Origin of the sequence: Stenotrophomonas sp. CCNWLW57, from assembly GCF_037203925.1 — a bacterium.
GTDB classification, from domain to species: Bacteria; Pseudomonadota; Gammaproteobacteria; order Xanthomonadales; family Xanthomonadaceae; genus Stenotrophomonas; species Stenotrophomonas rhizophila_A.
The window spans coordinates 389,707-403,146 of record NZ_JBBCBJ010000004.1; the positions used below are offsets into that span (position 1 = coordinate 389,707).

9 protein-coding genes are annotated in these 13,440 nt (G+C 64.6%); 7 read left to right on the forward strand and 2 right to left on the reverse strand.

All coding sequences use genetic code 11. The features are described 5' to 3' along the window. Positions 1-54: 54 nt before the first annotated feature. Positions 55-459 (reverse strand): barstar family protein, encoded by a 405-nt coding sequence (locus V9K91_RS12245; RefSeq protein WP_336442819.1) that lies wholly within the window; start codon positions 457-459, stop codon positions 55-57. A gap of 173 nt (positions 460-632) precedes the next feature. Between V9K91_RS12245 and V9K91_RS12250 the strand changes: the two genes are divergently transcribed. The 5 genes from V9K91_RS12250 (at position 633) to V9K91_RS12270 (ending at position 10,460) form a co-directional block, all read left to right on the forward strand. Next, on the forward strand, positions 633-1,823 hold the full coding sequence (locus tag V9K91_RS12250; protein WP_336442818.1) for an OsmC family protein: 1,191 nt from the start codon (positions 633-635) through the stop codon (positions 1,821-1,823). After that, a complete protein-coding gene (locus V9K91_RS12255; RefSeq protein WP_306989361.1) occupies positions 1,804-4,791 on the forward strand; it encodes a TonB-dependent receptor in 2,988 nt (995 codons plus the stop codon). Before V9K91_RS12250 ends, V9K91_RS12255 begins: the two co-directional genes overlap by 20 nt. Before the next feature lie 5 nt (positions 4,792-4,796). Further along, entirely contained in the window at positions 4,797-5,771 is a 975-nt protein-coding gene (locus V9K91_RS12260; RefSeq protein ID WP_306989359.1) for a DUF1684 domain-containing protein, read from the forward strand. A 176-nt stretch (positions 5,772-5,947) separates the two neighbouring features. Beyond that, positions 5,948-6,265: a glycine zipper 2TM domain-containing protein gene (locus V9K91_RS12265; protein ID WP_237334345.1), complete on the forward strand. Its 318-nt coding sequence runs from the start codon at positions 5,948-5,950 to the stop codon at positions 6,263-6,265. Between the two features lie 211 nt (positions 6,266-6,476). Next, positions 6,477-10,460 carry a hypothetical protein gene (locus V9K91_RS12270; RefSeq protein WP_306989357.1) on the forward strand — a complete coding sequence of 1,328 codons (3,984 nt, stop codon included), beginning with the start codon at positions 6,477-6,479 and terminating at the stop codon, positions 10,458-10,460. Between the two features lie 4 nt (positions 10,461-10,464). Here the strand turns inward: V9K91_RS12270 and fabR are convergent, their stop codons facing one another. Beyond that, entirely contained in the window at positions 10,465-11,130 is a 666-nt protein-coding gene (gene fabR / locus V9K91_RS12275) for an HTH-type transcriptional repressor FabR (RefSeq protein WP_068850302.1), read from the reverse strand. A 93-nt stretch (positions 11,131-11,223) separates the two neighbouring features. On the opposite strand from fabR, the gene V9K91_RS12280 reads away from it, so the two are divergent. After that, the gene (locus V9K91_RS12280; RefSeq protein ID WP_249833968.1) at positions 11,224-12,297 is read left to right on the forward strand and encodes a ferredoxin reductase; all 1,074 of its coding nucleotides are present in this window, start codon (positions 11,224-11,226) and stop codon (positions 12,295-12,297) included. Positions 12,298-12,299: 2 nt separating this feature from the next. Continuing rightward, a complete protein-coding gene (locus tag V9K91_RS12285) occupies positions 12,300-13,421 on the forward strand; it encodes an acyl-CoA desaturase (protein WP_336442816.1) in 1,122 nt (373 codons plus the stop codon). The last annotated feature ends 19 nt before the right edge of the window (positions 13,422-13,440 follow it).

Below are 13,440 nucleotides of genomic sequence, written 5' to 3' on the forward strand. Positions count from 1 at the left end.
GTGCGGTCGTTTGGGAATCGACCCTACCCATCGGGGCCCTTCGGCCAGCGAGGCTCAGCGATCTGCCAGCAGGATGCGGGGATGGGCCGCGAAGATCTCCATGACGATCTGGAAGTAGGTCTTGCCTTCGCCTGCATCGAGGGCCTCGAGCTGAGCGGTGATCGCGCGTACGTTGAAACTGCCTTCTGCATCCAGCTTCGCCTGCAGCCATGCGCGGGTAGTTTCCTCGCCGAGCGCGTTGCGGGAATGTTCGATGTCCCGCCAGATCAATGTCGCGCCTTCGTGCCCGGCCAGCACCCCATAGCCGCCGTACAACATGTCATCCAGTGCATCCAGGCTGTGCCCGAGCTGCCAATCCTCGCCGGCCATGAAGACCCGGTTGATCTCGGCGTAGAAGCTTGGGATGTCACTGACCGCGCTGCCTTGCAGCACCAGTACCAGTGGATCGGTGTTGGTCATTCAGTCCTGTCCCTCTCTGCCTGGTCAACACGACTCTAGCAGTGGCGCCGCATCCGTCGAATCGCGGCGGCGTCGGGCATGTATATGGGAATTGCCAACGGTTATTTAAATGCGGCGATGCGACATGAAAGAGTGGGCTTCTATTCACGAACCACTCCGGAGGCCGTTCTCCCATGTCCATCGCACGCTGCACGACGCCGTTCAAGGTAATCGGCACCACCGCATTGTCCGCCATGCTGCTGCTGGCCCCGCTGGTTTCCTCGGCTGAGGACCAGACCTCGCCGCTGCGCAGCTACCTGGCCGCCAAGCACGAGGCCATCCAGGCCCAGTCGGCCAAACCCGGTACGCCCACCGCGATCCACGCCAAAGTCACCGCCGAAAGCCGCTCCGGCGTACGCCGCCTGCGCATCGGGCCGACCGGCGAGTTCCAGTACATCAGCGACAGCGGCCGCAACTACGCCGGCTACAACCTTGGCGCCGGCTCCTGGGATTCGCTGGTGGGCACGCTTGCCAGCTCGGTGGCCGATGAGTACATCGTGCAGGCGGCCGTGCAGGGCGTGCCGCTGGATGGCCTGGACGTGGTGTTCACCAGCATTCCAGAGCGCAAGAGCGAGACGCTGGCCTACCCCAACAACCTGTCCTATGTGGCCTACATCGATTCACCGGCCACCGACGCGCAGCTGCAGGCGCTCAAGCGCGCGGTGCACGAGAACTCCTCGGCCATCGACCTGGTTACCCGTCCGCAACAGGTCAGCCATGCCGACGTGGAATACATCCACAGTGCGGCCGAGCGCGATCCCAAGCTGCCGCCGGGCCTGCGCGACTTCATCACCGAGGAGAAGCGGCCGGCGGTGCTGGCCCGACAGGTGAAGCCGGGCGCCGGCAAGGCCAAGCCGGCCGAGCCGGAAACGCTGGTTGCCCGCGCCCACGTCGAGCCGCGTACCGGCCTGCGCCGCGTCTTCCTGGGCAAGGATGGCTACCACCAGCAGCTGCATGACAGCGCGCCGGGCCTGCTCGGCTATGGCCTGGCCCCGACGGTGGAGGAGCATCTGCTCGGCGTGACCGGTACCTGCCTGACCCACATCTTCGAAGTGCAGGCGGCCTCGCGCAACGTGCTGCTGGATTCTCTGGAACTGACCGTGGACGGTCAGGTGAGCCCGCGCTTCGGCAGCAACGTGCGTTCGCCGGCGCGGTACAGCGACATCCGTTACAAGGTGCGGATTGAATCGCCGGCGTCGGAACAGGAGATCGATGCGCTGCGCCAGTCGGTCGAGGCAACGTGCCCGCTGTACAACCTGGTGAAGGACGAGCAGAAACTGGAAGGCAGCATCGTGCGAGGCGCATATGCGGACGCTACGCGCTAAGCGCAGTCATCTGGCGCTTGCCCTGTGCACGCTGCTTGCGCCGACCGGGGCAGTGGAGGCCGCCGAGCCCGCAGAGGCGGCTGAAGAAGCAGCTGCGACGGGATCGCCTTCACAGGGTTCCAACGCGCGCACGCTGGACAAGGTTTCCGTGCTCGGCTCGCAGATTGCCGGCGGCGGCGCGCAGGCGGCATTGCCGGTGGTCGCGGTGGATCGCGAGCAGATCGACGCCACCCTTGCCACCAACGGCAACGAGCTGTTCCGCAGCCTGCCGCAGTTTGGCGATGTAGCCATTACGGAGAAAGGCACCACCAACGCAGGCCGGAACTCCAACGTCGCACGCGGTGACGTGGGCTCCATCAACCTGCGCAACCTGGGCTCGAAGTACACGCTGCTGCTGGTCAATGGCCGCCGCACCGTGCAGCACCCGATCAGCAACAGCGGCGATGACACCACCTACAACGCCAATGCCATTCCGGTCTTCGGGCTGGAACGGGTCAACCTGCTGCTGGACGGTGCGGCCTCCATCTACGGCTCCGATGCGGTGGCCGGCGTGGTCGACCTGGTGATGCCAAGCAACCTGGCAGATGGCGGCGGCGTTCGCCTGAACTACGGCAAGGTGGCCGATGGGCACCGCGAGGAGGTATCGCTGGACGGGTACTTCGGCAGCGATTTCAGCGAAGGGCGCGGCAACCTTTCGGTGCTCTATGGCTTCTCCAGGCGGACCTCGCAGCTCAATTCCGATGCCTGGTTCACCGCCACCGACGGCCGCCGCCCGCTGGGCGACGGCACCAGCGTGCCGGACCCGAACGGGACCACCGGCTTCAGCACCCGAACGCCGTGGGGGCATTTCGATACCTATACCGGCAGCCGGCGCACCGGCAGCTGGTACGTCAATCCCACCACCGGTGCGTTGACCTCCGGCACGGTGCCCACGCGCTATCACTACGATTCGGCGGCCGAGCCGGGCATCACCACGTCACCGGCCATCCGCAAGGGCAACGTGTTTGCCACCGGACGCTTCGACGTCAATGACGGCGTGCAGCTGTTCGGTGAGCTGGGCTATTACCGTGCTACTTCCGAATCGTGGGTGAGCAGCGAGTCGGGCTTTGGCGGTGATGGCTTCCTGCTGCATATCCGCCCGGATGCATACTGGGTTCCGCAAGCGCTGCGTGGTGCCGATGCGATCCGGCTGCTCAACTACCAGTTCGCCGATTCGGGCATCCGCCGGGTGAAGGTGGACAACGACCAGTCGCGGGTCCTGCTGGGCGTGCGTGGCTGGACCGAGGGCGGCTGGAACTGGGAAACCGCGTTGCTGTACTCACGCGCGCGCAGTACCGATACGCAGCAGGGCGGGCTGACCGATGCCTTCATCGAAGCGGTGAACCGCACCGACGCCAGTGCCTACAACCCGTTCAGCGGCGGCGACCCCGCCAGCATCCGGGTGGGCGATGCCACGCCGTACGACACCTCGTCATTCATCGGCGAGGCGACCCGCGAAGGCACCACGGAACTGGCGCTGTGGGACTTCAAGGTGAACCGCTCCGACCTGCTGACCTGGTATGCGGGCGACATCGGCATGGCAGCGGGGGTGGAGTACCGGTATGAAAGCCGCCGGGATGACCGCGACGAGAACATCGATGGCAGCAACCCCTACACCGACTGGTATACCGGTACGGTCGCCGCCAGCAACTTCTTCACCCACAGCCCGCGCCCGGATGTGCGCGGCAGCCGCAACGTCAAATCGGCGCTGATCGAATTCGCGGTGCCACTGGTGTCCCCGGCGCAGGGCATCCCGCTGGTGCAGTCGCTCGACCTGCAGCTTGCCGGCCGTTGGGAGGATTACAGCGACGCCGGCAAGGTCGGCAAGCCTAAACTGGCAGCGGCTTGGAAGGTGGTGGACAGCCTGCTGCTGCGTGGCTCGGTCAGCGGCGGCTTCCGTGCACCGGGACTGGAGCTGGTGAACTCGCCGCCGACCTATGGCTTTGGCTTCAACAACGACGCGGTCCGCTGCCATGCGTTGGTCACCAAGGGCGCGCAGCCCGATTACACCGCCTGCTTGAATGCCTTCAGCAGCGGTTCGTCGGTGAAACCGTCGGTAAGTTCCGTGACTTCGTACGGCGACGACGTCGAACCGGAAACCACCCGCCAATCCTCGTGGGGCGTGGTGTTCGAGCCGCAGTTCCTGCCCGAACGACTGGGCGCTATCAGCCTGAGCGTGGATGCGTGGCGGGTGAAGGTGGAGAACCCCATCAGCACCATGGGCGAGGAACTGCTGTACGACGCGTACCTGCGCGTGGTGGAAGGCAGCAGCAACCCGAACGTGGTGCGGGCGGCGGTGACGGCAGAGGATATCGCGCAGTTCGAAGGCTCCGGCCTGGCGCCGGCTGGCGTGGTGACGCACATCTACAACCGCTACCAGAATCGTCGGCCGCTCACCGCGTCGGGCGTGGACTACAACGTCGGCTGGCGCCTGCCGGAAACGTCGTGGGGCAACTTCTCGCTGCTGATCAGTGCCAGCCAGCTCAAGGAGTACACCCAGCAGAAACCAGCCGAGATACAGCAGGTGGCTGCGGCCATCGCCAGCGGGCAGCTGGACATCCTCGTGCCCGACCTGGGCGCGGCCAACGAAGTGGGCATCAACGGCGCGAAGCCGGAATGGCGGGCCAGTGCCACCTTGATCTGGAACCTGCAGGACTGGACGGTGCGGCTGCGCGATGACTACATCGACAGCGTGACCGCCGGTGCTTACGCCGACCGCACGCCGTTCGTGGTCGGCTCCACCCAACGCTGGGCGCTGTCGGTAAAGAAGGAGTTCACCCGAGGGCGCTTGAGTGGCACCGCAGTGGAAGTTGGGGCGCGAAACCTGTTCGACAAAGAGCCGCCGCTGAGCGCCACCGGCAACTACCTGAGCGCGCTTCACGAATCCTACGGACGCTACCTCCACCTCGGTATTTCGAAGAACTGGTGAACATCATGAAGACGCATGCAGTCGTTTCGCTGTTCGTGGTCACCCTGCTCGCAACCGCGTGCAGTCCGCAGGACCGGGCCACAGGGGTGCCATCCGCATCCGCGGCCGCAGCCGCGGCGCTGGATTTCCAGGACCAACAGACGCAGTGGGTCCGTGAACGCAGCGCGGACCTGAGCAAGCCGGATGGCTGGACCAGCCTGATCGGGCTGCACTGGATCGAAGCAGGCAAGCGCAGCGTGGGTGGGGGCGCGGACAATGCGATCCGCCTGTCCATCGCGCCGGATCGACTGGGCGAGGTGGAGCAGCGCGCCGATGGCCTGTACTTCCAGGTCGCCGAGGGCGTTCCCATTACGGTTGACGGCAAGCCGGTACAGGGCGAACTGCGTCTGGATCCGGAGGGGGCAGGCGGTGGAACCAAGCTGGCCTACGACGAGGGCAGGGGCCAGATCACCGCGATCAAGCGCGGTCAGCGCCTTGCCCTGCGCGTGCGCCATTCCGACGCACCGGCACGCCGGGATTTCGCAGGCCTGGATTTCTTCCCCGCCGATGAAGCCTGGCGCGTGCAGGCGAAGTTCGTCCCGCACCCGGCAGGCAGGACGCTGCCCATCGTCAACGTGCTGGGCGAGGTCGCCGACAACCCCAACCCGGGCTATGTGGTGTTCGAGAAGGAAGGGCATGAGTGGCGGCTGGAAGCGTTGGGCGATCCGGCCAAAGGCTTGAACCTGATGTTCCAGGACCAGACCACCGGCAGGCTCACCTACGGGGTGGGGCGCTACCTGCGCACCGACCCGGTTGCCGCGGACGGCACGGTGGTGGTGGACTTCAACCGCGCGCACAACCCGCCCTGCGCGTACACGGAGTTCGCCACGTGCCCGCTGCCCCCGCCGGAAAACCGCCTGGCGCTGCAGGATGGCAATGGCGAACGCACGCGGCTGGCGGTGCTGGCCGGGGAGAAGAAGTATGCAGGGGGCAACCACTGATCCTCCCCGACGATGCGGCAATGGCTGCCGGCTGAACAGCCCGTGCGGCGTTGACGCTACATCCACGGCTTTTCACAAGGGGTTCCCGGCACCGCGCAGACACTGGCGCTACGTCATGAAGCGAGGAGCCAACCATGAATCTCTCTACCCGAAACGTGCTGTGTGCAGCCGCCCTGATGGCATCGGTGTTCAGCGCCAGCGCCCAGACCTACGGGCCGAAGGATGAAGGGCGCCGCTTCAACGATGGCACCAAGGTGGTCTGCAAGAACGTCGAAGTGCAGCGCAACAGCCGCGACCCGAACCGCATTGCTGGTACCGCCACCGGTGCGGTGGTCGGTGGCCTGCTGGGCAACCAGGTGGGCGGCGGCAGCGGCAAGAAGATCGCCACCGTGGCGGGTGCGGTAGCCGGCGGCGCGGCTGGTCGCCAGATCCAGGGCAACTCGCAGAGCAAGAACGGCGACCGCGTGGTGGAGCGCCAGTGCTATCGCCGCTGACGCGGTGAGAGTAAAGGCGTCAGCATCAGTCCAAGGGCTGGCCAAGTGCCAGCCCTTTTCCATGTTCCCGTGTCCGCAGGGGTCTTCACGCGCGCTGAACACGACCGCATGCATTTTTTGACTGCAAATCGGGGGATTTGATCCGAGGCAGCAGTCCCTTCGGCTGATACTGTGGAAGCCGGGGGTGCCTGCTCGTTGGGGAGTTCCTCCTATGCGCGTTCTGCCCTGGTTGCTCTATTGCGCCGCCTTGGTGGCGCTACCGTGCCCTGCTTCTGCCGAGTCAACGCCGCAGGGGTATCGTGAAGGCTGTGATCGTACGAGTACGGCCAATTACAGCGGGTACATGTCGCCCGGATGGAATACCAGTTCGCCCAAGGCGATGATCTTTGCCTCGGACAGCCAGTATCCACGGACGCTGGACAACCCTCATGACCCAACGGGCGCCGCGCAGGCGCTGCGCAGGGTGGTGGCCGATATCGCCGACTACCGGAGACGCGTAAGCGGACCGGTGCCGCTGGTGGTGAACGGCGACATCACCGAGCACGCCCACGGCGATCAGCGCGCCTTCGTCCAGGGTCTGTTTCCGCAGCTCGCCGGCGGCTCGGGAGAGGCGTTGATCCTGCCCGGCCTCGGCAACCATGACTACGGCAACAATGTCGATGATTGCGTGAACAACGGCTGCGCGCGCGACGCCATCTGCGACCACATTCACTGGGTGGACGAGATAGGGCCGGTAACCGAGGACTATCACTATGCCAAGCCCGTACATGAGGGCAGCTACTCGTACATGGTGTACGTGGGTGCGGTGGCCCTGATCCAGTTGAATGACTCGCCCTTCTACGAGCGCGAGTTCGAATCCGGGTCCGGTCTTCCCTTGGACCCCAAGATCAAGTTCAAGGTCACCAGCTCGTTACGTTGGCTCGAAGGCGCGTTGCGAAAGGCCCGGCTGGACAACAAGCACATCTTCCTCAACCTGCACAAACGCAACGCATGGCCCGCCGGGGATGCCGCGCGCTTCAAACGCCTCATTCAATCCTACGGCGTGCTGGCGGCGTTCGCCGGGCACTATCACACGGATCTCGGTCATGTGTCGGGAACCGCGGAGAACTTCGGGACAGTGCCGGTTTTCCAAAGCGGTGCGCTCTTCAACGAGACGTATCTGATCGTGGAAATGGACTACGCGAGCTCGCAGTTTCTGGTCTACAGCGTTCACCCCGGCGAGGGGCATGCGGCCCGGCGGCTGGTTGGCGAGTACCCTTTGAAAGAGCCGCCCCCTCTGCCGCCGATCGACTTCTCAGACGCTGCGGTAGTGCTCTATGAGGGAAGCAATGCGACCCAGGAAGTGATCTGTCGGCGGACGCTTCCGTTCAGCGCATTCAACCTGGGCGGGAACTCCGGCTGCATCAATGACGAGGCACGCTCGCTGCGTATTCTCAAGGCGAAGAAGGGAGCCATGATTCGCCTGTTCGGCGGGTTCCACCACGTACGTGGGGAGGGCTATGCTTTCATCTACATCACCCGCGACATCACCCTGCCGCAGACCGTCGCAAGTTTCGATACCGCTGCCTCCGGTGACGGGTGGCGACTGGTCAAGTTCGGTGGCGACACGCTTGATGGAAAGGTGTCGAGCATGGCCGTGTTCGAAGACTTCAATGCCGGGAAGAGCGAAATGACGCTTTTCGAGGGGAACAACCTCAGCCAGCATTCCATCTGCACCAAGCCCATCGCGCACGACGTGCGCTTCAACATGGAATCGGGCGATGGAGCGGGATGCATCAACGACGAGGCGCGGTCGGGTGCATGGTTCAAGGCGAAGGCTGGCATGGAGGTGTGCTATTACGGCGCATGGAATCAAAGTCACAGCGAGGGGCACACGTGCATCAATGCGCACCGTGACCTGCCCCTGATCGTCATCGGCTCGTTCGACCACAACTACACCGCGCCCGATGGCAGTTACAGCATCCGCAGCTACGGCGACGTCGACGGAAAAATTTCCAGCATGTGGGCGGAGAACCTGTTCCCGTATCCGCCGGCCAATACGATGCCGGGTTGCGCCCCCACCCTGACCCGATCGCTCAAAAGTCACATCACCGCGGGCTGGAACAGCCGTTCGCCGCGCTGGCTGGTGGTTGCGAGCGATCCGGAATACAGCGGGGCGCTGCGCGCAGTGGACACCACGAAACGCGGGCAGCCGGGTGCCGCATTCGACGACCCGGCCTACGATACGTTGAAGGCCGTGTTCGCCGACATCAGTGCGTTCCGCAAGGCTAAAGCCAGCGATGGGCCGGTTCCGCTGATCGTCAATGGCGACAATACCGATGGCGGCCTCGAATACGAGCGCTACACCATGCAGGCGCTGTACCCGACGCTGGCCGGCGGCAACGGCGAGCCGTTGTTCCTTCCGGGATTGGGCAATCGCGACTACAACGACAACGTAGACATCTGCTTGTCAGAGGGCAAGAACTTCTGCGTGCGCGACAGCATCTGCGATACGCTTCAGTGGGTGGACGAGATCAAGCCCGTCACCCAGGACTATCACCACGGCGAACACGTCAACGGTGGTATCAATGTCCACGACGGCAGCTACTCGTACATGGTGTATGTCGGCGACGTGGCGATGATCCAGCTCAACGAGTCCCCCTTGTATGAGCGCACCATCGTGAACATGAGGGAAAACGGTCGCACCGAGTTCGCGGTGCGCAATGCATTGACCTGGTTGGAGGGCGCCCTGCGTGCCGCGCGCGTCGCCGACAAGCGCATCCTGATCAACCTGCATCGTCGAGGCGAGTGGGGGCAAGGCGACTACTCACGATTCAGGAGGATGATCGAGCAGTACGGCGTCCAGGCGGCGTTCGTGGGGCATGAACATGCCATGCTGGGCGAGGTCCATGGCATGGTCAATTTCGGCGACGTGCCTGTCTTCAAGAGCGGCGCACTGGCCAATGGAAGCTACCTGATCGTTGAGATGCAGTACGCAACGAATAAGTTCATCGTCTACAAGGTTCCGCCTGCCGCGGGGCACGCGGCCCGCGTGAAGGTAGGCGAATACCCGCTTAGGCCCGAGCCAGCGCTGCCCGGGATCGACTTCAGTGACAGCATGATGGTCGCGTTCGAAGGGAACGATGGAACCCAGGATGAGTTGTGCCGGGTTGCGATTCCATTTTCCCCGTTCAATCTGCAGGGCGCGCATGGCTGCGACAACGACGAGATCCGGTCACTGCGCATTCTCAAGGCTCCCAAGGATACGGTGATCCGGCTGTATGGGGCGTGGGACCACCAGCAGTCTGAAGGCCATGCGTTGATCACGCTGACCCAGGACGTCCTGCTTCCCGTCACCGTGGGCAGTTTCGATCGCAATCTGACCACCTCCAGCTACACGGTCCACAAGATGGGCAGCACCGTGTTGGATGGCAAGGTTTCGAGCATCTCGATGGGCACGGAAGAGGGTGATTTCACCGAGCCTCGGGTGGTGTTTTACGAAGGCAACAATGGCACAGAGGACGTGGTCTGCGAAATCCTGCTGCCCTTCCAGCCATTCGACCTCAACGGACCGCACGGTTGCGACAACGATGAGATCAAGTCGATGCGGATCATGAAGGCTGTCAAGGGCACCATGTTCCGGGCATTCGGCAACTGGGGGCACGGCAAAGACCAGGGGTACACCTTCGTCACCGTGCTCAAGGACATCAATGCCCCCGTGCTGGTTGGCAGCTTCGACCGCAGCTATACCAACGATACGGTGAAGGTGGAGAAGCATGGCAGCGATGTGCTGGATGGCAAGATCTCAAGCATGGCCATGTTCGGCGACAGCTACGTGGAGCTGTTCTCCAGGAACAACCAATCCGGAAAGATCTGCACGCATCGCGTGCTCGATGGCCATGCCTTCGACTTCGGCGCCGGGGAAGGGAGCGAGTGTCCAAACGACGCCGCAAGCTCGGCAATCTGGCACTTCCCGCTGCCAGGAATGGAGCTGTGCTACTACGGTGGCACCGGGCAGGGCGTCAGCCTCGGCCATACTTGCATCCGGGCGATCAAGGCCAACAGCGCCCTGATAAAGATCAACAGCTTCGATACGCCGGTGACCGGCCCGGACGGCGCATACACGATCAAGGTCCACGGCGAGCCCATTGATGGGCTGGTGTCCAGCATGTCGGTCGAGGATACGGCGGCGCGCAACCCGGCCGAGGAACCCTGAGTGATCAGCGCGTTGGTGGGTACCCCGCGATCGTCCGCGCCCCGGTGATGATCATGCGCAGCATCTGCGCGGTCTGTTCGATCATCTCCGGGTCGCGCTCGGGCGGCTGGTCCAGCGCGGTGCCGCCCATGGCGAACACCAGTCGCGTGATCGCCTTGGCGACCAGGTGCGGCTCATGCAGCAGCGCGCCGTTGTCGGCATGCGCCAGCCGGATCAGGTCCACGCAGAGCTCTTCTTCGAAGTAGTTCAGTTCGCGCTCGACGGCCTGCTTGAACGCATCCGAACCGGCGCTGCCTTCGCGCAACAATACGTGCAGCAGGCGGTCGTCGGCGCGCAGCTGTTCAAAAAACGTTTCCACCGACAGGCGAATGACGCTGCGGTCCGACGATGCCGCGCGCTGCCGTGACTCACCAATGATGGTGCGGAGCGAACGGCCGGCCAGGTCGATCAGGGCCACGGTCAGTTCGTCCATGTCGCGGAACTGACGATAGAAGGAGTTCGGGGCGATCCCGGCTTCGCGGGCAACCTCGCGCAGACTCAGGGTCGACACGCTGCGGTGCGGGCCGATCAGGGTCAGGGCGGCGGCCAGCAGGTCCTCACGTGAAATCGAGGCTTTGCGGGCCGGCAGGGCGTCGTCGTGGACGGTCAGGTGCGAATCGGGCGGGGTCATCCAGAGGCCAGACGGTCAAGTCCCTGAATCATAGCCGGTCTGGGCAATATACAAGTGTATACACACCTGTATGCTCGGCCGTATAGTGGCGTCATGAGCGCACTCCCTCGTCCCGCCGCCCGCCGTTCGTCCCTTTCGCCCCGCCACTGGGTGTCCGAGGAGCTTTTCGACTTCTGGGCCGGCCGGCTGCATCCGCTATGGACCCTGCGCCGGGCGCGGGCACGGCTGGTGTCCCGCAATGCGGCCAGCGCCGACGCGGTCACTCTGGTCCTGCGCCCGAACCGGCATTTCCGCGGGGTGGCCCCGGGCCAGCACGTGAACCTGGGCGTGGAAGTTGACGGCCGCCGGCTGTCGCGCAGCTACAGCCCGACCCTGCTGGATGACGGCTGCCTGGCGATCACCGTGAAAAAGGTCGCGGGCGGCAAGGTCAGCCAGCACCTGGCGCAGCATGCGCAGGTGGGCGAGGTGTTCGAGCTGGGCCAGGCCTTCGGTGAGATGACCCTGGCGGCGGCGCCTGCGGCGCGGGTGCTGCTGCTAGCTGCGGGCAGCGGCATCACCCCGATGCGCGCGCTGGTACGCCAGATGGAGACCGCCGGCATGCCGGTGCAGGTGGACCTGGTGTACTGGGCGCAGCAGCGCGAGGCCGTGTGCTTTGCCGACGAGCTGGCCGATATCGCCGCCCGCCACCCCGGTTTCCGCGTGCACCTTGCGCTGACCCGCGATCCGACCGCGCCGGCCGCGCGCGTGGGCGACTACGATTTCAGCGCGCTGGGCGATATTTCCAGCGCGCAGGTGATGGCGTGTGGACCGGGCGGTTTCGTCGAGGCCGCAAACACGCGCCTGCAGGGACGGGTGGCCACGCTTCAGTCCGAAGCCTTCACCCCGCCGGTGCTGACCGATGCAGAAACCGGCACGGTGCGGGTCGAGCTGCGCCGCAGTGGCCGCACCCTGGAACTGCCGCGCGGTACGTCGCTGCTGCAGGCACTGGAAGCCGAAGGGCTGCGCCCGGCCAGTGGCTGCCGCATGGGCATCTGCAATACCTGTGTGTGCGGCAAGGCCAGTGGCGTGACCCGCCATACCCTGACCGGCGAGTACGCGGCCGAACCGGCCACGCAAGTGAAGCTGTGCGTTAACAGCGCCAGCACCGACCTGATCCTGGAGCTTTGAGCATGCCTGCCGTGCATAACCGTGTGTTGTCCGCCGCCGAACTCGACGCGTTCGGCAACGAACTGGACGCCCTGCGTGCCCGCCACCTGGCGACGCTGGGTGACGCCGATGCGCGCTACATCCGCCGCGTGGTCGCGGGCGTGCGCTGGACCGGCGTGGCCGGCCGCGCGCTGTTGTTCCTGGGCGCATTCGTGCACAGCGTGCTGATTCCGGCCTGGATTGCCGGCGTGGTGCTGCTGGCGCTGTCCAAGATCCTGGAGAACATGGAGCTGGCGCACAACGTCATCCACGGCCAGTACGACTGGATGGGCGACCCGCAGCTGCAGGGCAGCACCTACGAGTGGGACATCGTCGGCACCGCCGATAACTGGCGCAAGACCCACAACTTCCGCCACCACACCTACACCAACGTACGCGGGCTGGACGATGACATCGGCTACGGCCTGCTGCGGATCTTCCCCGAACAGCGCTGGCGCCCGTTCTACCTGACCCAGCCGGTGGTGGCGGTGGTGTTTGCGCTGCTGTTCGAATGGGGCATCGCCATCCAGGACCTGCGCCTGGGCCGTTGGTTTGCCGGCAAGATCACCTTCCGCCAGCTGCTGGCCCAGGCGCGCCCGGTGGGGCGCAAGATGGGCAGGCAGATGTTCAAGGACTACCTGCTGTTCCCGGCGCTGGCCGGCCCGTTCTTCCTGCCGGTGCTGCTGGGCAACGTGGTGGCCAATGTCATCCGCAACGTGTGGACCTACGTGGTGATCTTCTGCGGCCATTTCACTGCCGATGCGGAAACCTTCCCGAAGGAATGCGTGCGCGATGAAAGCCGTGGCCATTGGTACCTGCGCCAGCTTCGCGGTTCGTCGAACATTGCCGGCGGCAAGGTCATGAACCTGATGACCGGCAACCTGAGCCACCAGATCGAGCATCATTTCTTCCCCGATGTGCCGGCCAACCGTTACGCAGCGATTGCCGTGGACGTCAAGGACATCTGCGCGCGCTACGGCCAGCACTACAACAATGGTTCGCTGCCGAAGCAGTTCGGCCAGGTGATGTGGCGGATCCTGCGCCACGCCTTCCCCAGCCGCCCGGCGCGGGTGAAGCCGCTGGTTACCGCGGAACAGGGCGCATGACCGCACACGTGCTGGAAGA